The sequence below is a fragment of the Pseudomonas sp. Yb2C2 genome, assembly GCF_052112325.1.
GTDB classification, from domain to species: Bacteria; Pseudomonadota; Gammaproteobacteria; order Pseudomonadales; family Pseudomonadaceae; genus Aquipseudomonas; species Aquipseudomonas marginalis.
In genome coordinates this window covers 62727-88777 of record NZ_JAVAJK010000027.1, presented here as the reverse complement: position 1 = coordinate 88777, position 26051 = coordinate 62727, and the positions used below count along the sequence as shown (strand labels likewise).

Below are 26051 nucleotides of genomic sequence, written 5' to 3'. Positions count from 1 at the left end.
ACCGTCTGCTGAGTCTTCCTGCGAACCGCCGGCACCGGGTTCGAAACCACATGCTCCCCAACCTTCAACGGCGCAACCGGTACAGTCTTGATCGCTGTCGCGGGGCCACCGAGCAGCAAAGGCTTCACCGCCTCGACATGCGCGTCCAACGTCGGCCCCACCAACTGATCAGCCAGCCTCTCCAGCCACTTGTGCGCTCGTCCGGATTTGATATGTCCCAGCACCTGAGCGCCCAGGCGAATCTGCACGCCCATGCCACGGGTCGCCCAGATCAGAAATAGATTGATCAGTACCTCACCGGTGATCTCGCCCAGCACTTCATACATCTCGGGCGGCGGTAGCAGGCGTAGCCAACTGACCATGGCTGACATGTAGATAAACAGCAGCGGCTCATCGCTGAGCACCAACAGCCCCTTTGCGATGGCGTCGTTGCCCAGCCTCAGCAGTTCATCGAGTTCAGTCTGGGAGATGTAGGCCAACAACTTCTGGCTGTTGGCCTTGAGGTCCGCCAGCAAGTCATACAGCTGCGTAACGTTGTCCCACAGGTTGTAGAGCGCCTTGGCCATCCCGCTTGAAAACGCCAAACCTTGCATCGCGCTACGTTCGGGCGGCGTGGCGTTGGCGAAGTCGTCCCATTGGGGCTGGAAGGTCTTGGTCCATTCGTCACGCAGGCGACTTTCCAACCCCGCGATCACCGATTGATAAGACCCATACAGCGCCTTGACGTGATCCCTGGAAACGTTGGGGTAGAAACTGATTCGGTACGGCTGGTTGCGATCACACTCGGTGATTTCGAGGATGCCGCTGGGACCGATGGTCCGATGGAGTGGTGCGCCGAGCGGGCTGCCGTCCTGGGCAATGGCTTGCAGCATCACCGGCGTATTGCCGATCGGTACAAACCGAGTGCTTTCGAACATATGCACCAGGGTCAGCGATCCCTGGGCATCGCACCTGGCGACGGTGTTACTGGGGGTTTTGGAGGAAGCCGGCGCCACCAGCGCCACCTCTTCCCCAACTTTGAACACCTGATCCACTTCCAGTGCCGAAGCGCTCAAGAACCCCTCGGCCCACTCATCAAAGGTATTCAGGCAACCGCGAAAGTCACGAAAGACGCGCTCAACGTCCGGCGCCTTGGCATCCATGGGGGCCAGGACAAAGCTGGCAATGACGGGAATCAAGAGGCAGCCCCGACAACCAGGGCATTAACGGGTAGGTGCATCGGCGGTCCCTCGCACTGAATGATCAGGCGAGAGACTTTGGAGAGGTTCGTCAGGTAAAGAAGTCGGCGCTATTCGCCAGGACGGCTAGGAGGGTTCGCCAAGACTTCGGGTAAACGCAGAGTCGATCGTAGGAGTCGGATTACAGGTGGAGAAGCCCTACAGCTTCAGTTGCCCAATCGCCTTGCTCAACTCACCAGCCAACGTTGCCAGCTCATTGCTGGTGGTCGCCGAATCCACAGTCTGTTGCACGGTGTTCTCGGTCACATCACGAATGCTCACCACTGCGCGGTTCATCTCTTCGGCCACGTGGCTTTGCTGTTCGGCGGCGACGGCGATCTGGGTGTTGCTTTCACGCATTTGCGCCACGGCGCTGGTGATTTCGGCGAGCGCTGTGCCGGCTTCCAGGGCTTGTTGTACGCAGTCGTCGGCCTTGAACGAGCTTTCCTGCATGAAGTCCACCGCGTCGCGGGTGCCGGCCTGCAGAGCCGAGACCATGCGGGTGATTTCGTCGGTGGAGCTTTGCACGCGCTTGGCCAGGTTGCGCACTTCGTCGGCGACCACGGCAAACCCACGGCCCATTTCCCCGGCGCGAGCCGCTTCGATGGCGGCGTTGAGGGCGAGCAGGTTGGTCTGTTCGGCGATGCTGTGGATCACACTGACCACGCTGTTGATTTTCTGGCTGTCCTCGGCCAGTTTCTGGATCATTTCGGCGGTCTGTTGCACGCCGGAAGACAGGCCGGCGATTGAGTGCTGTACGCGGGTGACCACGTCCTGACCGCTGCCAGCGAGGGTGTCGGCGGCCTGGGACAAGTCGCGGGTGGCACCGGCATGTTGGGCGATGTGGTAGACGGTGGCGGTCATTTCGTTGATGGCGGTGGCGGCCTGGTCGGTCTCGCTTTGCTGGCCAAGCATGCCGTGTTGTACCTCGTTCATGCTGCTGGCCAATCGAGCGGCACCCTCGTCCAGAAGCTTGGCGGTGCGCGCCACGGTGCTGACCACGCGCTGATAACCGGCTTGCATGGCATTGAAGGCGCTGGCCATCTGGCCGACTTCATCCTTGCAGGCCAACGGCACGCGGGCCGACAGGTCGCCGGTTTTCTCCACGTGCAGCATCACGTCCTTGAGGGTGTTGAGTTGGCTGAGCAGGAAGCGGATCAGCAATTGGGAGGCGCAGAGCATCGCCAGCATCAGGATCAGCACCGCCACGGCATAGTTGGCGAAGCGTTCACTGAATACCTGGCTCAGGCTGGGGGCGTGGGCGAGCACGGCGATGTATTGCCCATCAGGGCGGGCGATCACTTCTGCGCCCATCAGCGTGTTTTCGCCGAACAGCGGCATGGGGTTGAGTTCGACCCAACCCGTGTTGCTGCTCAGGGCTGACAGATTCTGATCGGCCAGCTGTGGGACTTGGCCGCGGGCAAACGTCAGCCAGTGCTCGCTCTTGGGCAGGGCCTTGTCGGCCGGCCAGGCTCCGAGCAATTGCGCCTGGGCCTGTGCCGAGGCCTGGGACGCATGGCTGCGCGATTGCTGTTCGAGATGCACGGCGTACAGCACCAGGAGCAGGGTCGTGATAAAGGCGACCGCGTTGACGGCCCAGAATTTGTATTTCAGCGAGATATTGCTAAGCCAGGCACCCATGGAAGGTTTTCTCTGATAGCGGAAACAGCATTGGCAAGGTGCCATTATTGTGCCGCTACTCAGCAAAGCGGTTTTGACATGGGTCAATGCACCGCATCAATCCACGGCAGGCAGCCCAAAAAACGCGCGGGCACAGGCGGTGCTGTGCTGAGCCAGGTCCTCGGCCGTTTCGTTGCGGTGCAGGGCGACTTCGCGCAGCACTTCCGGTAGGTAGGCGGGTTCGTTACGGCCGTTTTTCGGCTTTGGACGCAGGGTGCGCGGCAGCAGGTAGGGCGCATCGCTCTCCAGCATCAGACGACCACGGGGAATTTCCCTGACCAACGGATGCAGGTGCGTCCCACGGCGTTCATCACAGATCCAGCCGGTAATGCCAATGTGCAAATCGAGATCGAGGTAGCTGAACAGCGCCGGTTGTTCGCCGGTGAAGCAATGCACCACGGCGGCGCTCAGGTGGTCGCGGTAGTCCTTGAGGATCTCCAGCAGACGCTGGTTGGCGTCGCGCTCATGGAGAAACACCGGCAGTTTGAGCTCAACCGCCAGAGCCAAGTGCTCTTCGAGGACTTTTTCCTGTTGCGGGCGCGGAGAGAAATCCCGATTGAAATCCAGCCCGCATTCGCCCACCGCACGTACGCGGCTTTCGCTGAGTAAACCGCGCAGGCGCCTGGCGCTATCGCCGTTCCAATCGCTGGCGGAGTGGGGGTGAATGCCGGCCGTGCTGAACAGGCGTTGGCCGCTGTCATCGAGGTTGACGCACAGTTCCAAGGCCTGTTCGCTGCCGTCGACGCTGGTGCCGGTGAGCACCAATTGTTGCACCCCGGCGGCATAGGCGCGGTCGAGAACGGCCTGGTGCTTCTCGTCGAAACTGGGGTTGGTCAGGTTGACGCCGATATCAATGAGTTGCATGGTGCTATCTCCGCCTGCGGCCGGAAAGCATATCAGAGCTGTAGATTTATAAGAAAAACGAAGAACTACAACGAGTTATAGCTGTCTTTGAACGTCGCAAGTGACATCGTGATTGGCTGCACGCCTTGCACTGTGCCACCGTTGCGCGTCTTGCCAGCGCTTAAAGCGCTCTGTTTCTGACCCCCAACGCCTCGTTTTTCGCGAGGGTGTTGGCCAGTATTCTTTCCGGAGAGCGGATGATCCGACCCTCGGCGTTGCTTATGTTGTGCCTGACGCTGCTGCTGCCCGCGGCGGCGTTCGCGCGTCTGGACGGGCCGCTGGAAGTGACCAGGCCCGGCAAGGTGCGCGACCTGGCGGAGATTCGCTCGAGTCGCACCCTGCGTGTATTGGTCAACCAGAGCCGTAACAGTTCCGGCGAGGTCCAGGGCCAGGCCATCGGTGTCGAATACCATCGCCTGCGTGCGTTCGAGCAATACCTCAATGGCCACGCCCGTGATGGCCAGGAAATCAACCTCAAGATCATTCCCAAGGCCAAGGACCAACTGCTCGGCGCACTCGCCCGTGGCGAAGGCGACCTGGTGGCCCCCGGTGAATTGCTGGATGTGAAGGCCGCACACAAGATCAGCACCAGCGATCCGATCGCCAGCGGTGTGCCGTTATGGCTGGTGGGGGTGAAGGGTGAGCGGCGGTTTACCAAGCTGGAGCAGCTATCCGGGCGCACCCTGGCGCTGACCACCGGCAGCGCGGCGGCGGATGCCATCAGCCAGGTCAACCAGAAACTGGCCTTGCACAAACAGCCGCCGGTCAAGGTGGAATGGGTGGACCCGACCCTGGCGGTGGAGGATGTGCTGGAGATGGTCCAGGCGGGTATTTTTCACCTGACTATTGTCGAGAAGCCGATTGCTGAGCGCTGGTCGAAGATCCTGCCCAAGTTGCGCTTCGACAAGCAGGTGGCAATCAGCGAACCGGGCGACGAGTACTGGTTTGTGCGCCAGGACGCCTCGATGCTGCGGGCCAGTATTGATCGATTTCTCAAGACCTATCGCACGCCGTCCGACCAGGATGTGGCATTCCAACGCATCTATCGGCGCCTCTACCAGGTGCGCAACCCACTGGCCCGTGTCGACCGCCAGCGCCTCGAAAAGCTGCGCCCGGTATTGCAAAAGCACGCCCGTGAGCAAGGCATGGACTGGCTGAACCTCGCGGCGCTGGCGTTCAAGGAGTCGGCTTTTGACCCGGGTGCGCGCAACAGCGGCGGCCCTACCGGCCTGATGCAGATCACCCCTTCGGCAGCGCAGCGGGTGGGCGTCAACAACATCGAAAGTCTCGACAGCAATGTGCAGGCCGGCGCGCGTTACCTGGCGTTGATCCGTCGCAAATTCTTCGCCAGCCCCAAGCTCAACGAGCGCGAGCGCATGGCCTTCGTATTGGCTGCATACAACATGGGGCCGGAGCGGGTGCAGGGCATGCGCACCGAGGCCAGGCGCCGGGGACTGAACCCCAATCAATGGTTCTTCCAGGTGGAGCGCATCGCCATGGAGCAGGTGGGGATGGGGGGCGTCAGCTATGTTAATAGCGTCAACAAGTACTACTTGGCGTTTGATCGGGAGCGAGAGTCCCTGGAACCGCCGGCGCCGAAAATCGCCTCGAAATAATCTATTTTTTCGATGTTAATCAGGCATTTTTTCGGCTTTTATCATTACTTAAACTGATTAATATAGCGGCCAACCAACCCCTACTTCGAAAAGGATCCACCCCCATGAGCCCAATGATCAAAAGCGTACTGTCCACTCGTGCCGGCTACGGCCTGACCATCCTGCGCATCGTCGTCGGCATCATCTTTGCCGCCCATGGTTCGCAAAAACTCTTCGGTTGGTTTGGCGGCTATGGCCTGGCGGGCACCGCCCAGTGGATGGAAAGCATTGGCCTGGCGCCGGGTACCCTGATGGCGCTGCTGTCGGGCGGAACCGAGTTCTTTGCCGGCCTGGCACTGATCATCGGTTTGCTGGTACGCCCGGCGGCATTGGGCCTGACCATTCTGTCGCTGGTGGCGATCTTCTCGGTGCATATCCATAACGGCTTGTTCATGGCCAACAACGGTTATGAGTTCGCACTGGCCCTGCTGGGCGGCTCCCTGGCGGTGCTGCTGGAAGGTGCTGGCAAACTGTCTGCCGACCGCGCCATCGCCAACTGACACCGGCACAAAACTCTGAAAAGGCCCACCACTGTGTGGGCCTTTTCGTTGCTCGGGATTCTTGACACCGCCCCACCGGCTTCTCTAGGATGCTGCCCATGCGCCGATTTAAACAGCTAATTGCGGGGCGCCACTGGGTCTCATCAATAGGGCCCGACAGAAGCCTGTTCTCCCCTGGGGAGGCAACTTCGAAATACCGCTAAAGCGCTGGTTCGGTGTTGCCTCTCACCTGCCCGCAGACTTTTGAGGCAGAGACACGACACGATGAATGCACTACGCCCCCTGATACGCCTGGCCCCGATCACCGCGGACCTCACCCAACGCAATCCAAAAATCCTCCTGGGCGGCAAGCATCAGCCTACGCTCTTACGTTATCTGGACGGGTGGCCACGTCGCAGCGGGCGGCCATCGGCATTCTTGATTCAGTTTGTGGAAGATGGCGATTCTCTTGCCCGGTTTGCGAATAACAGCTTCGATCTTGCGGTTATCCAGGCCCCCAGCGCGAGCGACGCGCAGGAAGTCATCCGACAATTGACCCGCATTGCCCGGCAGGGGCTGATTGCCAGGCGTTGAACTCAGTAGAGCGCGACTCCCGCCTGTAGTCGACGCCGTCGATTGCACAGGAAAACCACCCAGGCAACCAGGCATAGCATCAGGGGTATCGCCAGTGCCACGAGCATTTTTATGGCGAACTCCAGGCGATGTACCTGCGCGTATGCCTCGGCTTTCAAGGCATGTAATTCCATTGGCAAGCGCAGTCGCTCCTTGTTGAGTGCAACCAATTGGGTGGTGGTGTCCACGGTCTGGGAGCCGAGCTGCACCTCCGTTGGGCGCAGCATTTGCCATTCATGTTCTGTCCGTAGCAGGCGTTGTTCCAATTCAGTCGCCTTCTGCGTGTAGGCGTGTACGGCGCTGTCGCGCATCCGTTCCAGCCTGTTTGGCGATCTTTGCGCCGACGCGTGCGGGCGAATATTGGTCAGTACATCACCGGCGGACAAGTTATCCAGCGTATTCAAGATAAACAATGTGTTGCTGTCGGGCGCTGGGCTATTGACTTGATCCGTGAGCAAATCAGTGTCGGCGACTACCACCACATGGATCTGCGCCGCTTTTTGCACAGCTGCCGGCTGTCCTTCCACGCCATCGAGGAATGCTGAATAGGCAGGCCCCTCTATACGGGCTGCAATCACATGGCGTTGTGTTTGGCTGGAGGCCTCATCGGCCGTTGAATCAAGCTCGGTTGCTGAGGCAAGCCGGTCGGTTTCCTGCAACTCGGATTGCAGGGAGCTTTGCAGGAGAGGGGTCAGGGTCGTGCGGCCTTTCTGGCGGCGAAACAGCACGCCGCTGCTTGATACCGTCACGTTATTCAATTTCCAGGTGCTCGGATCGCCTGTGTTCATTGCCTGCCGGGGCAGGATCAACCTGCCCGGATGCTGCACTGTGAACTTCCCTTTCACTGGTGTGTGCGACGCCGCGTAGCGGTGATCGAGCAGAAACTTGTTCGCCGGCATCTGTATTCCCCAAGCGGCAAGCAAATCAGTCAGTCGGGTATTGGCGGATGGGGTGTTCGAGCTTTGCTCGCTAAACGGGTCGATAAATGCCATCAATTTACCGCCCTTTAAGACAAATTGTTCAACCGCATATAACGATTGCTCAGGCAGCGCCTGTGGATGCACGACCATGAGCGTCTTGACCTGTTCCGGCACGCGCTCGGTGGTTGCTCCCAGATTGACCAGATTGAAATGTCGCTGCAGTTCCTTCAACAATCGGTCCGCGGATTCTCCCATCGCCAGCCCTGACAGCAGTCCGATAGCGGGGCGCTCCGGATGCTGCAACTTGTAGATCAAATGACTGATTTCATATTCGAGCAATGGCTCACGATCCAGGCTGAATGATTCGATGCGTTGCGCTCCATAGCCGGCTCGGGTGCCGATCAGGCCCATGAATCCCGCATTGTCGTCGAGGCCAAACAATCTGGCTTTGTAGGCGTCCTCTGAAAAAGGTATGGGATCAATAAGGTGCAGGTTGATCATGCCTTTTGCTGCTTTTTCGTACTCCATCAACCGGTCTTCGATGCGCTTGCCATAGCGTTTCAAGGTGTAGCTTCGTCCAGGGCTGTCATGGGCATTGAAATAATACAAATCCACAGGGTTTTCCAATGACGCGAGTAACTGTCGTACTTGAGGCGATAGGGTATGCGTTTTTCCTTGTGAGAAGTCCCATCGGATATTTGGAATTTTTCCTACCCAAACTAAGTTAAACGCCAGGAATAGTAACAGGATAACAGTGAGTGTCATGCCGGTGCGCAGAGTAGGTCGCATGGAGGGCTTTCCTTCTCAGCTGTGTCTATAGTTGAGAGTGACGGTCGTCGCTGCGAGAAAGGCCAAGATCATGCTGATGAAGTAAAGCATGTCACCAAGCGTGAACTTTCCATTGTCGATAGCGCTGTACCTCGAAAAAGGGCTGAGGGAGACCAGACTGTCCACCGCCCAGGTGGGGGCTTGATGTTCAAGTGCATCGAGTAAATAAGAGAGTGCGCTGACGATAAGCATAAAGCCCACAGTCAGTATGAAAAGGGCAGTGCGTTGCCGCACCAGTGTGAAAATAAAACAGCCGACGGCTAGATAACTGCCCGCCAGCAGCCAGCTCGATATAAATTGCGAGGCAATAACGCTGTTGTCCGCCACTCCCAGGTAGTTGGCAATGATCACGAGAGGGAAGGTCAATATCAGGGCTGTGGCCGCCACGACCCAGGCTGCTAGAAATTTGCCGATAACCCATTCAAACGTGGTGATGGGTAATGTTTTCATCAGGTCGAGAAAACCGGCATTGGACTCGTCCGACCAGAGTTGTGCCGCCAGTACTGGAATCAGCAATAAATAGAGCCAGGGGTGTAGCTGGAAGAAAACCTGCAAGTGACTGCTGTCCTGTTCTGGCCAGGCGCTCATGTGCAACCCCAATGCCACGGACAGTACTGAAAAAATGGCAATGCTCAGATAGGTGCCGGGTGTACCGGCATAGTGGACGAGTTGACGCTTGAATATGACGGGCAGCAGTTTCAAAGGGGGGTCTCTCGGCTCAGATAATGAACTACGTCGCTGAGGCGACCAGGCTCCAGGCTCAGTGAGTTGATTTTCCAGCGACGATTGGCAATGAGCGTATTGATATGGGGGTAGATGGTGTGCCCCGGCATGGCCAGGACGGTCACCGTGCCGGGTGCATGCCGATGTTCTTCGATGCCTGCCACCCCCGGCAGTACGGCGAGAGCCAGCAGGTCCAAGGGGGCATCTGCGGCGAGGGTGACCGCCTGGAAATGGCGAGAGTCGCGTTGCAGATCTGGCATGGGCGTATCGGCCACCAGGCGATCACCTGCGATAACCAGGGCGCGCGTACAGAGTTCGGATAATTCATCGCAGTGTCGGGAAGCGACGATCACGGTCATTTCTTGCGTCAATGACTGGATGAGGCTCCTGAATTTGTATTTCTGATCAGGTGCCAGCCCCTCGGTCGGTTCATCCAGTAATAGCAAGGCAGGGGTGTGCAGGATGGCCTGGGCAATGGTGACTTTGCGCTTCAAACCGATGGAGAGAGCCTCGAGGGGAGCGTTGAGCACCGGCAACAACTCCAGTTGCGTAGCGGCATAGTCCACCTGTGCGCGTTTTTCGGTGCCGCGCAGTCCGCGAATGGCCGCGATGTAGTCAAGGAATTCTTTAACCGACATCGTAGGATGACTGACGCATCTGTGAAGTTGGTAGCCGATAAGTTTTTTTGCTCTTAATGGATGGGCTTTAGTATTGAAGCCTTGGATGTTTATATGCCCGCTGGAAGGCGTGGTCGAGCCCGATATTACGTCGAGAAGGGCCGTTTTAACTGTAGGATTTTCTCCGAATAGTCCCAGGCATTCCTGTTTGTTTGCGCTGAATGAAAAATCGCTGATTATTTTATTATTGTTTAAATGTTTTGTCAGGTTGATGATTTCGATCATTTAGCGTGGTGTGGTCGTGGAGGGAGAGTTTGAAAAGGGTACGAGCAATATCTGTTTTTGGGAACGCCGCTCAGCATTAATAGGAAAAGTCCTACGTGCGCGCTAGGCACGTCGCTGAAACAATTGTTTTGTGTTTTTAACCTTTAATTATTGAGTGATGGTCTGAAGGTTATAGAGACTTTTCGAATTTTGTAATGAGGCCCGATCACCATGATGCTTCTACGTACCCTTGTTCTTGAACGCGATGGTCAAGATGCTCCGGTTAACGGTGCATTGCTCTGTGGGTTTGCTGTAGGCCAGATTGCCTCCAACTTTCTTGTTTATAGCTTGGATGAAGAGGTTGAGCCGGCGAGTTCCAGGGTGTATGTCGCAGCCTTGCGCAAAAAACTTGATCGGTATTTTCTGGGGGGAGTGGAGTCCAAGGAGGACCTGCATGTGGCAATGCATGTTTTCAAGCAAATTCTCACCTCGGCGGCGGCAGGCACTAAAGCGGGTGTTACCGAAACTCAGGTGCCTTATCATTTTATCGATTTAAAAGGCTGCAAGCTGCCGCCTGCGAGGCCCGAAGAGCATCATTCGGTGATCATCAAGAAGGCCCTGGTGATGAAAGTGATCTCCCTGGGAATGTCTGCGCCGGTGCTGCCGGCAATCGAAAGTGCTTCATTAATTGTGCCTTCCATTCGTTTCTCATCGAAAATGAGTTCATCTGTCAGGGGGGCGAATCCACCCGAGCCTACTCCGCTTCCCGTACCTGAACCTGTCGTAGAAGAGCCCCGGCAGATGTTGGTCGACGCGCCTGTGGCCATTGTCCAGGATGTACCTGTTGTCCTGAATGAGCCAAGCGCCCCGGCGCAGCCGAAGCTTTCGGCGCCCGCGGACGACGACCACTTGTTTGAAGTAGGCAGTACGCTGACCAACCTGGCTCGTGTTGCTCAGGAGCTGGCCCAACAGAAACTCGCTGCGTCGGAGAGGGAAACCGCGCTTGATCAATGGCAGGCCCGCTTGCAGCAGGAGCAAACCCAGTTGGATGAAAGGGTCCGGGATCTGGAGCAGCGCACCGCTCAACTGCATGACCAGTCCCTGGCAGTCAGTCAGCGGACCGAAGCCCTGAAGGTGATGACCTCGCAAGTCTCGAGTTTACGCCAGAGCTTGCGGGGCGTGCTGCTTGAACTGGATCAGACGTTGGATAGCTAGACAGGCCTGGCTACTTTCCTGGGTTCATTTATCATCAGCGCCAGCGAACCGACGCCTGGATGTGATTTCCTGCCTTATCGGTACCTATGGACATTGCCTGGGGATGCATGCGTTTGAGTACCAAGCTGATAACCAAAGAAGGTCATGAAGCGCTGAAGAAAGAGTTGGATTACCTGTGGCGCGAAAAGCGCCCGGATACCACGCGCAAGGTGACATGGGCTGCTTCCCTGGGGGATCGCAGCGAGAACGCCGACTACCAGTACAACAAGAAGCTGCTGCGCGAAATCGACCGGCGGGTGCGTTACTTGCGCAAGCGCCTGGAAGACATGCGTGTGGTGGAGTACATGCCCGAGCAGGAAGGGAAGGTGTTTTTCGGCGCCTGGGTCGAGATTGAAAACGAACAGGGCGAGACCAAGCGTTTTCGTATCGTCGGCTATGACGAGATTTATGATCGGATGGACTATATTTCCATCGATTCACCAATGGCCCGTGCGCTGCTGCGCAAGGAAGTCGACGATGAGGCCATTGTGCAGACCCCGGGAGGTGAGGTGTGCTGGTGGATCACCGCTATCGAGTACGTGAAGTAAGCGACATTGACCCGCCCCCCGTGAGGCAGGCGGGTCATGGACCGCTCAGCCCTCGCGCAAAACCGTCAGCGGGCTGGCATTCAGCGCACGGCGCGTGCCGAACACCCCGGCACCGCCGATCAATGCGGCGCCGATCACAGGCAGCAGCAACAGCCAGGGGTGCGGTTGCCAGGCCAGGTCGAAGGCATAGCGGTACAGCACCCACGTCACCAACTCGGTACCCAGTGCCGCCAGCAAGCCGCTGACTGCGCCCAGCAAGCCAAACTCGATGCGCCGCGCCTTGACCAGCAGCTTGCGCTCCGCGCCCAGTGCCCGGAGCAGTGCACCTTGGCGAATACGCTCATCCAAGGTGGCTTGCAGGCCGGAGAACAGCACCGCCATCCCAGCGGCCAGCACAAACAACAACACGTACTCCACCGCCAGTGTCACTTGGGCGAGGATGCTGCGCAGTTGCTCCAGCAGCGCCTCGACCTGCAGGATGGTCACCGCCGGGAAGGCGCGGGACAGATCAACGATCTGCTGATCATGCCCTGGCGCGAGGTAGAAGCTGGTCAGGTAGGTGGCCGGCAGGTCCGTCAAGGTTCCCGGTTGGAAAATCATGAAGAAGTTCGGCTGGAAGTTATCCCAGTTGATGGTTCGCAGGCTGGCAACCCGCGCCTCACGGTTTTCCCCGGCGATGGTGAACACCAGGTGATCGTTCAACTTGAGCTTGAGGCTCTGCGCGACCTTGGCTTCTACCGAGACTCCGGGCATTCCATCGGGGGGTTGTTGCGACCACCATGAGCCTTCGGTCAGGGTATTGCCCGGCGGCAGGTCGGCGGCCCAGGTCAGGCTCAAGTCGCGTTGTACGGCGCGGTCACCGCTGGAGTCCTTGCTGACTATTTCCTGTACCGGCTCACCATTGATACTGATCAACCGACCTGGCACGACCGGGTACAGCGGCGCGGATTGCGCCTGCACTTCCAGCAGGCGGGCACCAAAGGCGTCCTTATCGGCCGGCAGGATATTCAGGGCGAAATAGTTGGGGGCGTCCTTGGGCAGCTGGTTTTGCCAGGTGTCCAGCAATTCGCCACGCAGCAGGGCGATCAAGCCCATGGACAACAGGATCAGGCCGAACGCCAGGGACTGGCCCGCCGCCGCCAGCGGGTGGCGCAGCAATTGGCCCAGGCCCAGGCGCCACGGCAGGGACGCCCGGGCCAACAGGCGTCGCAGGCTTTGCAACAGCAGCAGAAGCAAGCCCCCCAGAACCAGCGCGGCGACCACGCCGCCGCCCAGCAGGGCGAAGGTCAGCACCAGGTCGAGGCTCAGGCGCCACATGATCAGGCCCAGGGCGAACAACGCGGCGCCGTAGACCATCCAGGTGCTGGACGGGATAGGCAGCAGGTCGCGCCTCAGCACTCGCAGCGGCGGTACGCGACCGAGGGCGGCCAACGGTGGCAGCGCGAATCCCGCGAGAGCAACCAGCCCGGTGCCGATCCCGGCAATGGCCGGCAACAGTCCACCAGGCGGAACATCCGCCGGCAACAGGTCGTGCAGGAAATAGAACAGGCCAAACTGTGCCAGCCAACCGAGCAGGGCGCCGGCCAGGCTCGCCAGCAACCCCAGTACGCTCAATTGCAGGCTGAACAGCAACATGGCCTCGAATCGCGATAACCCAAGGCAACGTAGCAACGCACTGGCGTCGAAACGGCGGGTGGCAAAGCGGTTGGCCGACAGGGCCACGGCGACGCCGGCCAACAGCACGGCCACCAGGCTGGCCATGTTCAGGTAGCGCTCGGCTTTGCCCAGGGCGCCGCCGATCTGCTGGTTGCCGTCCCGTGAATCCTGAAGACGCTGATTGGCAGCGAGCCCCGGCTTGATCAGGTCACGATAGGTTTGCAGCGCGGTGCTGGCCTGCGGGCCACGCCACAACTCGCGGTAGCTGACGCGACTGCCTGGCTGGACTACGCCGGTGGCGTCCAGGTCCGCCAGGTTGATCATCACCCTGGGCGTCAGGCTATAGAAGTTGCCGGCGCGATCCGGCTCGTAGGTCAGTACGCGTGCCAGGCGCAAGGTCTTCATACCCACATCGATAGTGTCGCCGACGTTCAGGTCCAGTGCCGTCAGCAGCCGCGACTCGACCCAGGCTTCACCGGGTTTCGGCCCGCCGCCCGGGGTTTCGTCCCCAAAGGGGGCTGCTGCGCTCTTGAGTTGACCGCGTAGCGGATACTGCTCGTTGACCGCCTTGATGCTGGAGAGCTGGATACCATTATCGGTGGCAATGACGCTGGAAAACTCAACCACACGGGCGTGATCCAGGCCCAGTTCGGTCCCGGATCTGATTTGTTCGGGGCGGGCCGGTGAGCTGCCTTCGAGTACCAGGTCGGCGCCGAGGAACTCCGTGGCGCGCAACAGCATGGCGCCGTTGAGGCGGGCGCCGAAATAACCGATGGCGGTGCTGGCGGCCACGGCCACCAACAGGGCGAAGAACAACACACGCAATTCGCCGGCGCGGGCATCACGCAGTAATTGGCGCAGGGCAAGGCTGAACAGGCGCAACAGCGGCAAACGTGCCATCAAGGCTCCAGGGGGGCGACCATCAGGCCGGCTTCAAGGCGGATCAGGCGTCGGCAACGATGAGCCAGGCGCTCGTCATGGGTAACCAGCACCAGGGTCGTGCCGCTTTCTTTATTGAGCTCGAACAGCAGGTCGCTGATGCGCTCGCCGGTGTGGCTGTCGAGGTTGCCGGTGGGCTCATCGGCAAACAGCACGTCCGGTTCGGCGGCAAAGGCGCGGGCAATCGCTACCCGTTGCTGTTCGCCCCCGGAAAGCTGGCGTGGGGAGTGGGTCAGGCGCTGGCCGAGGCCCACGCGCTCCAGCAGGTGTCTGGCGCGTTCGCGGGCGTCCTTGCGGCCATCCAGCTCCAGCGGCAGCATGACGTTCTCCAGCGCATTGAGGCTGTCGAGCAGTTGGAACGACTGGAACACAAAGCCCACGTGTTCGGCACGGATGCGCGCGCGCTGGTCTTCGTCGAGGGTGCTGAGCGCCTGGCCGGCGAGGGTGACTTCACCGCTGCTGGGCAGGTCGAGGCCGGCGAGCAGACCGAGGAGGGTGGATTTACCGGAACCGGAGCTGCCGACGATAGCCAGGCTATCGCCCTTGTTCAGTTCCAGGCTCAGTTCGTGCAGGATAGTCAGTTCACCTTCCGCGCTGGGAACCACTTTGCTGAGGTTCCGCGCGGTGAGAATGCTTGCGCCCATGGAGAATCCGATGCGAATGTGGTTTTTGAGTGCTGGCCTGGCCTTGATGTGCATGGCCCAGAACGCAGCGGCGGGTACAGTCCTGATCGTTGGCGATAGTATCAGTGCCGGTTTCGGCCTGGATACCAGCAAAGGGTGGGTCGCATTGCTGCAGCAACGGCTCAAGAAGGAAGGTTTCGACGATAAAGTGGTCAATGCCTCCATCAGCGGCGACACCAGTGCCGGAGGCCTCGCGCGCCTGCCGGCGGCGCTCGCAGCGCATAAGCCGGACGTGGTGGTGATCGAATTGGGTGGTAACGACGGCTTGCGCGGGCAGCCGCCGGCGCAATTGCAACAAAATCTTGCGTCGATGATCGAGCAGTCCCAGGCCAGCGGTGCGAAGGTACTGTTGCTGGGCATGCAGATTCCGCCCAATTACGGGAAGCGCTATGTCGATGCATTCGCCAAGGTATTCAATGACGTCGCAACGGCTAAAAAGGTGCCGTTGGTGCCATTTTTCCTGGAGGGTATCGGTGGCAACCCGGCGTTGATGCAGGCTGATGGACTGCACCCGGCTGTCGGCGCCCAGGGCAAATTGCTGGAAAATGTCTGGCCGACGCTAAAACCGCTGCTATGACGCTTTTCTACCGGCAGGCTTTCGGCTAAGGTGGCGCCCCCCCGATCTGGAGCCCCCGATGTCGCGTCCTGCCTGGTCCCTGTTTAACTACCAACTGATCGAGCCGGACGAGCAGCTGGATCTGTTCGCCTGCCAGGAAGTGCGGGTGCATCTGGTGACGCGTCAATTGGAACTGGGCGGCTCCATCGATCGCACCCTGTGCGGTACGTTATTGCCGGCGCAGCCGCGTTGGTCCCTGGTCGACCGTTCGATTTTCCAGGACCAGCGCCTGTGCCCTTTGTGCCGGGCGATCCTGGAGTCGCAGAAGCGTGGCACGCCGCCAATCTGGCCCGAGTTGCGTTTCGAGTTGTAGGGGGCAGCTAGAAGTCCGCTTCACGTATACAATCGATTTTTACCTACCCGTCGTTCTGCGAAGGATTTTCCGGATGTTGTCGCGCCTTTCCGTCGTCACCTGCTGCCTGTCTCTTGCTGCCTTGTGTGCGGCCGGTCCTGCCGCCGCCTTGCAGTTGCCCCTGCCGCCACCCGGCGAAGACATCGTCGGGCAGGTCCAGGTGATCAAGGCCAAGTACGAAGACACCTTTGCCGACCTGGGTACCACCTACGACCTGGGCTATTCGGAAATGGTAGCGGCCAATCCGGGCGTCGATGCCTGGTTGCCGGGGGCGGGGACCGAGATCGTCCTGCCGACACGCTTCATCCTGCCGCCGGGCCCCCGTGAGGGCATCGTGATCAACCTGGCGGAATACCGGCTCTACTACTTCCCCAAGGGGCAGGATGTGGTCTACACCTTCCCGCTTGGGATTGGCCGTGAAGGCTGGGGCTCGCCCATTGCGCACACCAGCATCATCGCCAAGACGCCGAATCCGACCTGGACGCCGCCGGCCTCGATCAAGGCCGAGCACGCCGCCAACGGCGACCCGTTGCCCAATGTGGTGCCGGCCGGCCCGGACAATCCCCTGGGGCCGTTCAAGTTCACCCTGGGGACGCCGGGTTACCTCATCCACGGTTCCAACATGAAGTTCGGCATCGGTACCCGTACCAGCCACGGTTGCTTCCGCATGTTCAACAACAACGTACTGGAAATGGCCGGCATGGTCCCGGTGGGGACGTCGGTGCGCATCATCAACGATGCCTACAAGTTCGGCAGCAGCGGCGGCAAGGTCTATCTCGAGGCGCATACGCCCTTGAACGACGATGGCACGCCGTCGGTGGTCGATAAGCACACAGCGGTGATCAATGCCTTGCTCAAGCGTGAAGACCTGGCCAATAACCTGCGGGTGAACTGGGATCAGGTGCGTGATGTCGTCGCGGCCGAAGATGGCCTGCCCACCGAGATCGGTGTGCCAGGTGCTGCACCGATAGCTTCCAGCGCGCCGATCGACCTGCAGCAATAAGCGTCCGGTCCGCTGCTGAGCCCGCCACGGCCTTGCGCTGCGGCGGGCTTTTTATTGCGCGGGGTTCTGGGCCGAATCGCAGGCAATAAAAAGCCGATCCAAGAATGGATCGGCTTGATAACAATCCCGAGGGATTATTACTTGCGGCTAGCTTTCTCAAGCATACGCAGAGCGCGCTCGTTAGCTTCGTCAGCAGTCTGTTGTGCTTTTTGGGCAGCAGCCAGAGCTTCATCAGCTTTACGGTAGGCTTCGTCTGCACGGGCCTGGGAGCGAGCTGCTGCGTCTTCAGTTGCAGTCAGACGAGCTTCGGTTTCTTTGGAGACGCTGCTGCAACCGGTAGCCAGAACTGCGGCCAGAGCCAGAGCAGAGAATTTCAGAACGTTGTTCATCGTGTTCCCCTTCAAGGACTTTCTATTAAATGGCTACTTTCTCAGAGTGAGCTAATAGCCGGCGTACATACTACCCATTACTTGTAGTAAGTAAACTGACGTAGCGCAAGAAGCAAAAAAAATTCTTGTGCCGAATCTATTTTGGCTAATCTTTTGGACATTCGTATAAAAACCGTACAGTTTTTTGCAGTCTGATGGAGATTGGATCCAGGCTGAGAAGGCCGGCCCGCATGTGTTAAGCCTTGTAAATAGATGAAATTTTATATATCGAGGCTGACACTTTCGTTTGGCTGGCCTTTACCACGCCCCGCATCTTTTGTGCATGTAGAGGTGACTTTAAGAGCGTCTGTTCGTCTCAAGGTTCAACTGCCGGCAATGTTCAGGCCTTCGATCACCGGTTGATCGAGGCCCTTTCTATATCCGCCAGCGGCAGGGATGACGGGCGCGCCTTGAGCAATTACAGGATTGGTGCCTACTATTCCCTACGTGCTGGTTGTGAGCGCTCAAGGTTTTCTCGTTGTCGAAACCGGCACGGGGTGGCGTAGATGTTCCTTCGCCGGAAAAACATCGGTAAGGTAGGGGTCAGAATCCAAGACCCGCGAGGAGTAGTGATGAGCGAGGCGTTGTCCATCCACCATGACCAGGCTGGTCATCAGTTCGAGACCAATGTGGACGGTCATCGTGCCTATCTGACCTATATGGACCTCGGGAAGCAGACCCTGGACATCTATCGGACCTTCGTGCCCAACGCACTGCGCGGCCGTGGCATTGCAGCTGCGTTGACCGAGGAAGCGTTGAAGTTTGCCGAAGAGCAAGGCTACACGGTGATCCCGTCATGCTCCTATGTCGAACGCTACATGGAGCGCCACCAGCGCCATGCCGCGAAGCTATAACGCACAACATAAAACGCAGCATGAAAAACGCCGGGCTCAGCCCGGCGTTTTTGTGTGCGCATCTTTCAAATACAGGTTCAGCTGCGTTTGCGTTTCGGCAATACGTCCTTGAGCTTGGCGTGCATGCTGCGCAGGGTGTTCTCGGTGGCGGGCCAGTCGATGCAGGCATCGGTGATCGACACGCCGTACTGCAAGTCGGCCAGGTCCTTTGGAATCGCCTGGCAGCCCCAGTTCAGGTGGCTCTCGACCATCAGGCCGATAATCGACTGGTTGCCTTCGAGGATCTGGTTGGCGACGTTTTCCATCACCAGCGGCTGCAGCGCCGGGTCCTTGTTGGAGTTGGCGTGGCTGCAGTCGACCATGATGTTCGGCTTGATCCTGGCCTTGTTCAGCGCCTGCTCGCAGAGCGCAACGCTGACCGAGTCATAGTTGGGCTTGCCATTGCCGCCGCGCAACACCACGTGACCGTAGGCATTGCCCTTGGTGGTGACGATGGAGACGCCGCCTTCCTGGTTGATACCCAGGAAACGGTGAGGACTGGAGACCGATTGCAGCGCGTTGATCGCCACGGTCAGGCCGCCGTCGGTGCCGTTCTTGAAGCCTACGGCCGAAGACAGGCCGGATGCCATTTCGCGGTGGGTCTGCGACTCGGTGGTGCGCGCGCCGATGGCCGACCAGCTGATCAGGTCCTGCAGGTACTGCGGGGAGATCGGGTCGAGGGCTTCGGTGGCGGTGGGCAGGCCCATTTCGGCCAGGTCCAGCAGCAATTTACGACCGATGTGCAAACCGTCCTGGATCTTGAACGAGTCGTCCAGGTACGGGTCGTTGATCAAGCCTTTCCAGCCCACGGTGGTACGCGGCTTCTCGAAATACACGCGCATCACCAGGTACAAGGTGTCGGACACTTCTGCCGCCAGCACTTTGAGGCGCTCGGCGTATTCGTGGGCAGCCTTGAGGTCGTGGATCGAGCATGGCCCGATCACGACGAAGAGGCGGTGGTCGGTGCCATCGAGAATGTCACGGATGACTTCGCGGCCTTTGGTGACGGTCTGCAGGGCAGCGTCGCTCAGAGGGATTTCGCGCTTGAGCTGATCGGGTGTGATCAGGGTCTCGTTGGATTCGACGTTTAGGTCATTGATCGGTAAATCAGCCATCGTGTTACTCGCCAGGGTCACGGGTGCCGGCCGCCAGCCATCCCCGTGCGGCGGGCACAGCATGATTTGAATGCAGGGGGGAGGAACCTTAGCGCGTAACACGGGCCCGCGACAATGGGCAAAGCCCGCTTTAATCCAGCGCTGGCCGCACAAACGTCTCATGGGCGAACTCGCCGGCATGGCGCGCCACCCACTCTCGGGCCAGGGCTTCGAGTTGCTGCGGGGTCGGCTCGGCATCTTCGTGCTGGCGGCAGTAGCGCTCTATCCGGCATGCTTGCTCACCCATTCGCGCACCGAACAACGCATGTTCATCGGTAAACGAAATGCCCACGCGGTAGCCGTTTTCCACCTTGCGACACCACGCCACATACCCCGGATATCGGGCCGTGGCGCCCAGGGAGGGAATGTGCAGGTCAACGGCCGTGCCCTGGCGCCATGCGCGGGGCCAATTGCAGGCAACGCCGCCCAGGCCGATAGTGTGCAGGCGTTGGTGGGGGATGGCGGGAGAGGGGCGTTGGATTAACTCGACAGCGACATCATCAGGGTGAGGTAAAAAACGACCCATGTACACGGACTCCGAGCACCGTCCAGTTGACGGCGGTGGCAGCAGTATAGTGAAGGAACTGGAATTGACCGACCTGGATATTGACCAGCAATTGCTGGGATTGCCAGGTATTTCGCTGGTGGTGTTCACCAGCGTGGGGTGTTCCAGTTGCCGTTGGGCACGCCAGCAGTTGCCGGGCTGGCGTTTGCCGGTGGACCGCGTGTGCTGGGTGGATGCCGGGCACAATGGCGGTGCGGTCGAACGCTACCAGATCTTTCATTTGCCGGCGTTGTTCGTGGTGTGCGAGGGTCAGTTCCTCGGGCAAATACAGACACGTCTTACGCTTTCTGACCTGACCGAAACCATTGACCAAGCACTTAGCCGCACTCCGGAGGAACTGCCATGACAGTACAGTCGCCACGTATCGGTATTATCGGCACCGGCGCCATCGGTGGCTTCTATGGCGTGATGCTGGCACGCGCGGGCTTCGACGTGCACTTCCTGCTGCGCAGCGAATACGCGGCGGTCAGCGAGCACGGCCTGCGCGTCAATAGCAGTGTGCATGGCAACCTGCAACTGCGCCCGGTGCAGGCCTACGCCCATGCCGCGGACATGCCGCCGTGCGATTGGTTGCTGGTGGGCACCAAGTCCACCGGCAATGTCGAGCTGGCCCCGACCCTCGCCCAAGTCGCGGCGCCGGACGCCAAGGTGGTGTTGCTGCAAAACGGCCTGGATGTCGAAGACAGTCTGCGTGAACACCTGCCGCCATCCCTGCATCTACTGGGCGGGCTGTGCTACATCGGCGTACACCGCTCCGCGCCTGGCGTCGTCGAGCATCAGGCGTTGGGCCGGGTCAACCTGGGCTACCACAGCGGCACGGCCGCCAACGATGAGGCCCGCCAGAAGGCTATTGTCGAAGCCGGTGCCGCGTTGTTTCATAAGGCCGGCATCGAGTCCCAGGCCATGGCCAATGTGCATCAGGCCCGCTGGCACAAGCTGGTGTGGAACGTGCCCTACAACGGCCTCTCGGTGTTGCTGGGCACGGGTACCACGGCAATGATGGCGGACGAATCCAGCCGCGAGCTGATCCAGGCGCTGATGGCCGAAGTGGTGCAGGGCGCCCATGCCTGCGGCCATGAAATCCCCGCCAGTTACGCCGAGCAGATGTTCGCCATGACGGAAACCATGGACGATTACCTGCCCAGCATGTACCACGACCATATACACAAACGCCCGCTGGAACTGGCGGCGATCTATGGGCGACCGCTTGCTGCCGCCAAGGCCGCGGGTTGCGAATTGCCACGAATGCAGGCGCTGTACCAGGCCTTGAGCTTTATTGATCGGCATAACCGCTGATTCGGGGGACGTACCATGGCAAAGGGATTGGGCGACAAACTGGTGCTGGCGATTTCCTCGCGGGCACTGTTCGACCTGAGCGACAGCCACAAGGTCTACCTGGCCCAAGGGGTGGAGGCCTACCGTAAATACCAGATCGAACACGAGGAAGAGATCCTCGAGCCCGGTGACGCCTTTCCGCTGGTCAAGAAGCTGCTGAGCCTCAATGCCAGCCTGGGCCGTGCTCGGGTCGAGGTGGTACTGGTATCGCGCAACAGTGCCGACACCGGCTTGCGCGTGTTCAACTCCATCCAGCATTACGGCCTGGATATTTCCCGCGCAGCCTTTGTCGGTGGGCGTAGTCCTTATCCTTATTTGGCGGCGTTTGGCTGTCACCTGTTTCTTTCCACCCATGCTGAAGATGTACGCAGTGCCCTCGATGCCGGCTTTGCCGCCGCGACGATTCTGTCGGGCGGTCCGCGCCGGGCGTCCAGCGAAGAGCTGCGGATTGCCTTTGACGGTGACGCGGTGCTGTTCTCCGATGAATCGGAGCGCGTGTACCAGGCCGGCGGGCTGGAGGCGTTCCAGGCCAGCGAGCGCGAGTCGGCACGCCAGCCTTTGCACGGTGGCCCCTTCAAGGGTTTCCTGGCGGCACTCAACTTGTTGCAGCGCGAGTTTCCAGACGAGGCCTGTCCGATCCGCACAGCCTTGGTCACCGCCCGTTCGGCGCCTTCCCACGAGCGGGTGATCCGGACCTTGCGTGAGTGGGACATCCGCCTGGATGAGTCACTGTTTCTCGGCGGCCTGGAAAAGTCCGCATTCCTGGAGGCGTTTGCCGCGGATGTGTTTTTCGATGACCAGGCCGGTCACTGCGAGAAAGCCAGGGAGGTGGTGGCCACCGGGCATGTGCCCCATGGCATCAGTAACGAGGTGAGGATTCAGGCCGAGACTTAGGGGCGCTGCTAAGCTCATTCAATCTCCTCCATCCTGGCCGTCCGGGAGGTTTTATGATTCGTTCGATGCTGTACGCCACGGACCTTGGTCTGTACGCGCCGTATGTGATGCAACATGCGCTGGCGCTGGCGCGGACGTTCAAGGCTGACCTGGATGTGATTCATGTGGTCGAGCCCATCGGGTTGTTCGCCGAATCGGTGTTGCAGAGCTACCTTGATGAGAAGGCCTTGAGTGAATGGCAGAGCCAGGGGCTGAGCACTGTCATGGCGACCATCGAGCAGCGGGTGCTGGACAGTTTTCGCGAAGAGTTGGGGGACGGGGGGCAAGACCTGGAACTGATTCGCTCGGTACGGGTGATCCAGGGCGACCCGTGCGAAGTGATACTCGAGCAGTTGCGCAAACTGTCCGTAGACCTGTTGGTCGTCGGCAGCCACAGCCATGCCACGGCGGCCGCCACACCGCTTGGGCGTACCGCCGCACGGGTGCTGCAGTTGTCTAGCGTGCCGGTTTACCTGGTGCCTGCGTTACAGCGTCGACGCAGTGATGACGTGTGATGGGTAAAAAACGATAAAAAGTTCTAGATTTATCCGTCAAACCTTTAATATAGTTATATACCGTCGCTGATACCCGTGGCGTCTATCTGCTTTGAGGGACACATATGAAGCTTCAACAACTGCGCTACATCTGGGAAGTGGCGCACCACGACCTCAACGTTTCCGCTACCGCTCAAAGCCTTTACACCTCCCAACCCGGTATCAGCAAGCAGATCCGCCTGCTCGAAGACGAGCTGGGCGTCGAAGTGTTCGCGCGCAGCGGCAAGCACCTCACCCGTGTCACCCCGGCCGGTGAACGCATCATCACTACCGCCGGCGAGATCCTGCGCAAAGTCGAGAGCATCAAGCAGATCGCCCAGGAATTCTCCAACGAGAAGAAAGGCACCTTGTCGATTGCCACGACCCACACCCAGGCGCGTTACGCATTGCCGCCGGTGATCCGCGATTTCATCAAGCAATACCCGGACGTGGCGCTGCACATGCATCAAGGCTCGCCGATGCAGATCGCCGAGATGGCCGCCGATGGCACCGTCGACTTTGCCATCGCCACCGAAGCCCTGGAGCTGTTCGGTGACCTGGTGATGATGCCGTGCTACCGCTGGAACCGTTGCGTCGTCGTGCCCCAGGGCCACCCATTGGCCAAGTTGCCGAAGCTGACCCTGGAAGCCCTGGCCGAATACCCGATCGTCACCTACGTCTTCGGTTTCACCGGCCGCTCCAAGCTCGACGAAGCCTTCAGCCATCGTGGCCTCACGCCGAAAGTGGTGTTCACCGCCGCCGACGCCGACGTCATCAAGACCTATGTGCGCCTGGGCCTGGGCGTGGGCATCGTCGCCAAGATGGCCGTCGATACCAACCTCGATAAAGACCTGGTGGTGCTGGATGCCAGCGAGCTGTTTGAGTCCAGTGTGACCAAGATCGGCTTCCGCCGTGGCACCTTCCTGCGGGGCTTCATGTGCGACTTTATCGAGAAGTTCGCCCCGCACCTGACCCGCGAAGTCATGGCCAAGGCGATCCAGTGCCACAACAAGCAGGAACTGGAAGAGCTGTTCGACGGCGTGGAATTGCCCGTCCATTAAGGGGGTTATTTGGCCTCGGTAACCGTAAAGTGTTGCCGGGCGCCTGCCACCAGAATCTCCACCTCATCACCTTCGTACTTGCCCAGCAGGCTTTTGCCCAAGGGTGAACGCGGGGTGATGACGGTCACCGGTTGCCCGACCACGTCCACCTTCAAACCCGCCGCATCCGGTGCCAGGAACAGCCACTGCTGGCGGCCGTTCTCGTCTTCCAGGCCCAGCAATGTGCCGACTTCTATGCCACGTTGATCATCGTACGCACGCAGTGGCAGGTTCTGGCACAGCGCCAGCGCCTGCTTGATTTCCTCGACGCGCCTGGCTTGCCCGGCTGCCAGGTAAGACGCCTCCAGCCCGAGGGTGTCGTATTTGTTTTCGGCGATATTTTCTTCGTGGGTCGCGGTTTCGTAGGCGGTCTGCGCGGCGCGCTGGGCGATGTCGAGGTCGACCGTGAGTTTTTCCAGGATCAGCTGGTGAACGGCGTGTTTATTCATGGTCATCAATCGCAGAATTGCAGGACATTGGCCCGGGTCTTTTCATTCGGTGCGTTCTGGTCCTGCTGCAGCCAGAACTGGCATTTTGGGTTGGACAGGTTGCGTGCGTTATTGCGGGCCTGGTCCAGGGCCTGCTGTTGTTCCTGCTTCTGCAGGTTCTGTTGGTACTGCTCGAACATACGGTTCGGCGGCTCCGGCGCAACCGCTGCAGGTTTGCCCAGTTGCTGAACGGCCTGGGCTACAGGCGCCAGGCTCTGCGGGAACAGATAGCGCGACGCCAGCCAACTGGTCAGCGCAATGGCGATAAATCCCAGCCACAGCCCCAGGGCAACGGCGAGCGTGAGCTTGGGCAGCGACATAGGCGCGCTAGAGGACATGATGAGCTCCTTGAAGGACAACGTAGGTACCGTCTTATCCACCCCCACGCAAATCCGGGGGTGTTGATGGCGATTGTCGCACAGCCACTGTGCAGAATAATCGCGATCAAGCCTTCTGCATTGGCGCATTTATGCGGACAATCGAGCCTTTGAGCGTTGGAGCGCGGAATGAAAGCCCGCTGGGATATTTTTTGCAGCGTCGTCGATAACTATGGCGACATCGGCGTGACCTGGCGCCTGGCCCGGCAATTGGTGGCGGAGCAGGGCTGCGAGGTGCGCTTGTGGGTCGACGACCTGCGCGCCTTCGAGCGTATGTGTCCGGAGATTGATGTGCGCCTGGACCAGCAATGGCAAGAGGGTGTCGATGTGCGCCATTGGCCGGCCGTGTGGTCGAGCGCACCGGCAGCCGATGTGGTGATCGCCGCCTTCGCCTGCCAGTTGCCGCCTGACTACATGGAAGCCATGGCCGCGCGTGAACGCACGCCGTTGTGGATGAACCTGGATTACCTCAGTGCCGAAGACTGGGTAGTGGGGTGCCATCGGTTGCCGTCGGTGAAGTTCAAGGGTGTGCAGAAGTACTTCTTTTTTCCGGGTTTCCGACCCGGCACCGGGGGGCTGTTACGCGAGGCAGGGTTGCTGGAGCAGCGTCAGGCGTTTCAGCAGGATGCCGCTGCGCAGCGGCAATTCCTGCAAGCCTTGGGTGTGTTTCCGGCAGCTGGTGCGCGGCTGATCTCGTTGTTCGCCTACGAAAACGCCGGGCTGGCCAGTTGGCTGGATGCACTTTCGACCGACGGGCACACCACTCATCTCTTGGTGCCGGAAGGGCGCATCCTCGGTGATGTACAGCATTGGCTCGGTGTCGAAGGCCTGGCGGTGGGGGACGTCCATCAACGCAACGCCCTGACCGTGCAGGTGCTGCCGTTTGTGCGCCAGGAGCAATATGACCGCCTGCTGTGGTGTTGCGACTTCAACGCCGTGCGCGGCGAAGACTCGTTCGTGCGCGCCCAATGGGCCGGGCGGCCGCTGCTGTGGCACATCTATCGCCAGGACGAAGACATCCACCTGGACAAGCTCGACGCCTTCCTGGACCTGTACACCGCCGCGCTGTCACCGGCCGCAAAGGCTGCCCTGGTCGAGCTCTGGCAAGCCTGGAACACTGATGGCGATATGGCACAAGCGTGGAAAATGCTGCTGGCGCACTGGCCTGAGTTAAGCCAGCACGCGCAGACGTGGTGTCTGGAACAAGGCTTGCAGGCCGATCTTGCGACGGCGCTGGTACAGTTTTATGAAAGTTGGATATGATACGCGACCTTG

General features: G+C 59.7%; 27 protein-coding genes and 1 pseudogene. 15 read left to right on the top strand and 13 right to left on the bottom strand.

The annotated features are described in order from the left end of the window. The 3 genes and pseudogenes from Q8X51_RS28325 to Q8X51_RS28315 form a co-directional block, all read right to left on the bottom strand. Positions 1-1178: pseudogene (locus Q8X51_RS28325) on the bottom strand (type IV secretion protein Rhs); the annotation flags it as partial. A gap of 198 nt (positions 1179-1376) precedes the next feature. Beyond that, a complete protein-coding gene (locus Q8X51_RS28320) occupies positions 1377-2858 on the bottom strand; it encodes a methyl-accepting chemotaxis protein (RefSeq protein ID WP_065947237.1) in 1482 nt (493 codons plus the stop codon). 96 nt (positions 2859-2954) lie between these two features. Beyond that, positions 2955-3761, bottom strand: coding sequence for a TatD family hydrolase (locus Q8X51_RS28315; protein ID WP_065947238.1), 807 nt, complete (start codon positions 3759-3761; stop codon positions 2955-2957). Positions 3762-3997: 236 nt separating this feature from the next. On the opposite strand from Q8X51_RS28315, the gene Q8X51_RS28310 reads away from it, so the two are divergent. The 3 genes from Q8X51_RS28310 (at position 3998) to Q8X51_RS28300 (ending at position 6528) form a co-directional block, all read left to right on the top strand. Continuing rightward, positions 3998-5416 carry a transglycosylase SLT domain-containing protein gene (locus Q8X51_RS28310; RefSeq protein WP_407693930.1) on the top strand — a complete coding sequence of 473 codons (1419 nt, stop codon included), beginning with the start codon at positions 3998-4000 and terminating at the stop codon, positions 5414-5416. 104 nt (positions 5417-5520) lie between these two features. Then, positions 5521-5955, top strand: a complete 435-nt coding sequence (locus Q8X51_RS28305; protein ID WP_027606966.1) for a DoxX family protein — start codon at positions 5521-5523, stop codon at positions 5953-5955. Between the two features lie 264 nt (positions 5956-6219). Then, positions 6220-6528 carry a hypothetical protein gene (locus Q8X51_RS28300; protein WP_065924423.1) on the top strand — a complete coding sequence of 103 codons (309 nt, stop codon included), beginning with the start codon at positions 6220-6222 and terminating at the stop codon, positions 6526-6528. A 2-nt stretch (positions 6529-6530) separates the two neighbouring features. Here the strand turns inward: Q8X51_RS28300 and Q8X51_RS28295 are convergent, their stop codons facing one another. The 3 genes from Q8X51_RS28295 to Q8X51_RS28285 are packed head-to-tail and all read right to left on the bottom strand — an operon-like array spanning position 6531 to position 9940. Further along, positions 6531-8276, bottom strand: a complete 1746-nt coding sequence (locus tag Q8X51_RS28295) for a Gldg family protein (RefSeq protein ID WP_407693931.1) — start codon at positions 8274-8276, stop codon at positions 6531-6533. Between the two features lie 15 nt (positions 8277-8291). Then, positions 8292-9017, bottom strand: a complete 726-nt coding sequence (locus tag Q8X51_RS28290) for an ABC transporter permease (protein WP_407693932.1) — start codon at positions 9015-9017, stop codon at positions 8292-8294. Continuing rightward, complete coding sequence (locus tag Q8X51_RS28285; protein WP_407693933.1) at positions 9014-9940, bottom strand: ATP-binding cassette domain-containing protein; 927 nt, start codon at positions 9938-9940, stop codon at positions 9014-9016. Before Q8X51_RS28285 ends, Q8X51_RS28290 begins: the two co-directional genes overlap by 4 nt. A gap of 210 nt (positions 9941-10150) precedes the next feature. Here Q8X51_RS28285 and Q8X51_RS28280 point away from each other — a divergent pair, with 210 nt between their 5' ends. Further along, on the top strand, positions 10151-11134 hold the full coding sequence (locus Q8X51_RS28280) for a hypothetical protein (RefSeq protein WP_027606971.1): 984 nt from the start codon (positions 10151-10153) through the stop codon (positions 11132-11134). A 113-nt stretch (positions 11135-11247) separates the two neighbouring features. Next, complete coding sequence (gene greB, locus Q8X51_RS28275; RefSeq protein ID WP_027606972.1) at positions 11248-11721, top strand: transcription elongation factor GreB; 474 nt, start codon at positions 11248-11250, stop codon at positions 11719-11721. Between the two features lie 45 nt (positions 11722-11766). Here greB and Q8X51_RS28270 read toward each other — a convergent pair whose 3' ends face one another. Together Q8X51_RS28270 and Q8X51_RS28265 are read right to left on the bottom strand one after the other, a co-directional pair. Next, positions 11767-14277 carry an ABC transporter permease gene (locus tag Q8X51_RS28270; protein ID WP_407693934.1) on the bottom strand — a complete coding sequence of 837 codons (2511 nt, stop codon included), beginning with the start codon at positions 14275-14277 and terminating at the stop codon, positions 11767-11769. After that, positions 14277-14960: an ABC transporter ATP-binding protein gene (locus Q8X51_RS28265; protein ID WP_005786391.1), complete on the bottom strand. Its 684-nt coding sequence runs from the start codon at positions 14958-14960 to the stop codon at positions 14277-14279. Before Q8X51_RS28265 ends, Q8X51_RS28270 begins: the two co-directional genes overlap by 1 nt. Positions 14961-14970: 10 nt before the next feature. On the opposite strand from Q8X51_RS28265, the gene Q8X51_RS28260 reads away from it, so the two are divergent. The 3 genes from Q8X51_RS28260 to Q8X51_RS28250 all read left to right on the top strand — a co-directional run bounded on the left by Q8X51_RS28260 (position 14971) and on the right by Q8X51_RS28250 (position 16970). Next, positions 14971-15576: an arylesterase gene (locus Q8X51_RS28260; protein ID WP_027606974.1), complete on the top strand. Its 606-nt coding sequence runs from the start codon at positions 14971-14973 to the stop codon at positions 15574-15576. Positions 15577-15634: 58 nt separating this feature from the next. Then, the gene (locus Q8X51_RS28255) at positions 15635-15928 is read left to right on the top strand and encodes a hypothetical protein (protein WP_003172705.1); all 294 of its coding nucleotides are present in this window, start codon (positions 15635-15637) and stop codon (positions 15926-15928) included. A gap of 73 nt (positions 15929-16001) precedes the next feature. After that, entirely contained in the window at positions 16002-16970 is a 969-nt protein-coding gene (locus Q8X51_RS28250) for a L,D-transpeptidase family protein (protein ID WP_027606975.1), read from the top strand. 137 nt (positions 16971-17107) lie between these two features. Here Q8X51_RS28250 and oprI read toward each other — a convergent pair whose 3' ends face one another. Then, the gene (oprI, locus tag Q8X51_RS28245) at positions 17108-17359 is read right to left on the bottom strand and encodes an outer membrane lipoprotei OprI (protein WP_003172710.1); all 252 of its coding nucleotides are present in this window, start codon (positions 17357-17359) and stop codon (positions 17108-17110) included. A gap of 611 nt (positions 17360-17970) precedes the next feature. On the opposite strand from oprI, the gene Q8X51_RS28240 reads away from it, so the two are divergent. Continuing rightward, entirely contained in the window at positions 17971-18252 is a 282-nt protein-coding gene (locus Q8X51_RS28240; protein WP_027606976.1) for a GNAT family N-acetyltransferase, read from the top strand. A gap of 77 nt (positions 18253-18329) precedes the next feature. Here Q8X51_RS28240 and Q8X51_RS28235 read toward each other — a convergent pair whose 3' ends face one another. Both Q8X51_RS28235 and Q8X51_RS28230 read right to left on the bottom strand, forming a co-directional pair. After that, complete coding sequence (locus Q8X51_RS28235) at positions 18330-19406, bottom strand: 3-deoxy-7-phosphoheptulonate synthase (RefSeq protein ID WP_065947244.1); 1077 nt, start codon at positions 19404-19406, stop codon at positions 18330-18332. A gap of 130 nt (positions 19407-19536) precedes the next feature. After that, on the bottom strand, positions 19537-19971 hold the full coding sequence (locus Q8X51_RS28230) for a PilZ domain-containing protein (protein WP_407693935.1): 435 nt from the start codon (positions 19969-19971) through the stop codon (positions 19537-19539). On the opposite strand from Q8X51_RS28230, the gene Q8X51_RS28225 reads away from it, so the two are divergent. The 5 genes from Q8X51_RS28225 (at position 19970) to cysB (ending at position 23872) form a co-directional block, all read left to right on the top strand. Then, a complete protein-coding gene (locus Q8X51_RS28225; RefSeq protein ID WP_027606979.1) occupies positions 19970-20356 on the top strand; it encodes a thioredoxin family protein in 387 nt (128 codons plus the stop codon). The two genes, Q8X51_RS28230 and Q8X51_RS28225, sit on opposite strands and share 2 nt — an antisense overlap. Then, positions 20353-21306, top strand: a complete 954-nt coding sequence (locus Q8X51_RS28220; RefSeq protein WP_074844648.1) for a putative 2-dehydropantoate 2-reductase — start codon at positions 20353-20355, stop codon at positions 21304-21306. The genes Q8X51_RS28225 and Q8X51_RS28220 overlap by 4 nt, the downstream gene beginning before the upstream one ends. A 15-nt stretch (positions 21307-21321) precedes the next feature. Further along, a complete protein-coding gene (locus Q8X51_RS28215) occupies positions 21322-22239 on the top strand; it encodes a 5'-nucleotidase (RefSeq protein WP_027606981.1) in 918 nt (305 codons plus the stop codon). A 53-nt stretch (positions 22240-22292) separates the two neighbouring features. After that, a complete protein-coding gene (locus Q8X51_RS28210) occupies positions 22293-22793 on the top strand; it encodes a universal stress protein (protein ID WP_065924431.1) in 501 nt (166 codons plus the stop codon). 104 nt (positions 22794-22897) lie between these two features. Beyond that, positions 22898-23872 (top strand): HTH-type transcriptional regulator CysB, encoded by a 975-nt coding sequence (cysB, locus tag Q8X51_RS28205; protein ID WP_003189876.1) that lies wholly within the window; start codon positions 22898-22900, stop codon positions 23870-23872. Positions 23873-23877: 5 nt separating this feature from the next. Here the strand turns inward: cysB and Q8X51_RS28200 are convergent, their stop codons facing one another. Next, positions 23878-24360 (bottom strand): GreA/GreB family elongation factor, encoded by a 483-nt coding sequence (locus Q8X51_RS28200; protein WP_065924547.1) that lies wholly within the window; start codon positions 24358-24360, stop codon positions 23878-23880. A 5-nt stretch (positions 24361-24365) separates the two neighbouring features. Next, positions 24366-24737: a hypothetical protein gene (locus Q8X51_RS28195; RefSeq protein WP_065947246.1), complete on the bottom strand. Its 372-nt coding sequence runs from the start codon at positions 24735-24737 to the stop codon at positions 24366-24368. 168 nt (positions 24738-24905) lie between these two features. Between Q8X51_RS28195 and earP the strand changes: the two genes are divergently transcribed. Next, complete coding sequence (gene earP, locus Q8X51_RS28190) at positions 24906-26039, top strand: elongation factor P maturation arginine rhamnosyltransferase EarP (RefSeq protein WP_065924433.1); 1134 nt, start codon at positions 24906-24908, stop codon at positions 26037-26039. Positions 26040-26051: the final 12 nt, after the last annotated feature.

Coding starts and splice junctions, on each gene's coding strand:
- cysB (WP_003189876.1), top strand. CDS start 22,898: ATGAAGCTTCAACAACTGCGCTACATCTGGGAAGTGGCGCACCACGAC.
- Q8X51_RS28200 (WP_065924547.1), bottom strand. CDS start 24,360: ATGAATAAACACGCCGTTCACCAGCTGATCCTGGAAAAACTCACGGTC.
- Q8X51_RS28320 (WP_065947237.1), bottom strand. CDS start 2,858: ATGGGTGCCTGGCTTAGCAATATCTCGCTGAAATACAAATTCTGGGCC.
- Q8X51_RS28310 (WP_407693930.1), top strand. CDS start 3,998: ATGATCCGACCCTCGGCGTTGCTTATGTTGTGCCTGACGCTGCTGCTG.
- Q8X51_RS28225 (WP_027606979.1), top strand. CDS start 19,970: ATGTACACGGACTCCGAGCACCGTCCAGTTGACGGCGGTGGCAGCAGT.
- Q8X51_RS28315 (WP_065947238.1), bottom strand. CDS start 3,761: ATGCAACTCATTGATATCGGCGTCAACCTGACCAACCCCAGTTTCGAC.
- earP (WP_065924433.1), top strand. CDS start 24,906: ATGAAAGCCCGCTGGGATATTTTTTGCAGCGTCGTCGATAACTATGGC.
- Q8X51_RS28305 (WP_027606966.1), top strand. CDS start 5,521: ATGAGCCCAATGATCAAAAGCGTACTGTCCACTCGTGCCGGCTACGGC.
- Q8X51_RS28260 (WP_027606974.1), top strand. CDS start 14,971: ATGCGAATGTGGTTTTTGAGTGCTGGCCTGGCCTTGATGTGCATGGCC.
- Q8X51_RS28265 (WP_005786391.1), bottom strand. CDS start 14,960: ATGGGCGCAAGCATTCTCACCGCGCGGAACCTCAGCAAAGTGGTTCCC.
- Q8X51_RS28295 (WP_407693931.1), bottom strand. CDS start 8,276: ATGCGACCTACTCTGCGCACCGGCATGACACTCACTGTTATCCTGTTA.
- Q8X51_RS28255 (WP_003172705.1), top strand. CDS start 15,635: ATGTCGCGTCCTGCCTGGTCCCTGTTTAACTACCAACTGATCGAGCCG.
- Q8X51_RS28300 (WP_065924423.1), top strand. CDS start 6,220: ATGAATGCACTACGCCCCCTGATACGCCTGGCCCCGATCACCGCGGAC.
- Q8X51_RS28270 (WP_407693934.1), bottom strand. CDS start 14,277: ATGGCACGTTTGCCGCTGTTGCGCCTGTTCAGCCTTGCCCTGCGCCAA.
- Q8X51_RS28195 (WP_065947246.1), bottom strand. CDS start 24,737: ATGTCCTCTAGCGCGCCTATGTCGCTGCCCAAGCTCACGCTCGCCGTT.
- Q8X51_RS28285 (WP_407693933.1), bottom strand. CDS start 9,940: ATGATCGAAATCATCAACCTGACAAAACATTTAAACAATAATAAAATA.
- Q8X51_RS28210 (WP_065924431.1), top strand. CDS start 22,293: ATGATTCGTTCGATGCTGTACGCCACGGACCTTGGTCTGTACGCGCCG.
- Q8X51_RS28240 (WP_027606976.1), top strand. CDS start 17,971: ATGAGCGAGGCGTTGTCCATCCACCATGACCAGGCTGGTCATCAGTTC.
- Q8X51_RS28220 (WP_074844648.1), top strand. CDS start 20,353: ATGACAGTACAGTCGCCACGTATCGGTATTATCGGCACCGGCGCCATC.
- Q8X51_RS28235 (WP_065947244.1), bottom strand. CDS start 19,406: ATGGCTGATTTACCGATCAATGACCTAAACGTCGAATCCAACGAGACC.
- Q8X51_RS28230 (WP_407693935.1), bottom strand. CDS start 19,971: ATGGGTCGTTTTTTACCTCACCCTGATGATGTCGCTGTCGAGTTAATC.
- Q8X51_RS28250 (WP_027606975.1), top strand. CDS start 16,002: ATGTTGTCGCGCCTTTCCGTCGTCACCTGCTGCCTGTCTCTTGCTGCC.
- Q8X51_RS28215 (WP_027606981.1), top strand. CDS start 21,322: ATGGCAAAGGGATTGGGCGACAAACTGGTGCTGGCGATTTCCTCGCGG.
- oprI (WP_003172710.1), bottom strand. CDS start 17,359: ATGAACAACGTTCTGAAATTCTCTGCTCTGGCTCTGGCCGCAGTTCTG.
- Q8X51_RS28280 (WP_027606971.1), top strand. CDS start 10,151: ATGATGCTTCTACGTACCCTTGTTCTTGAACGCGATGGTCAAGATGCT.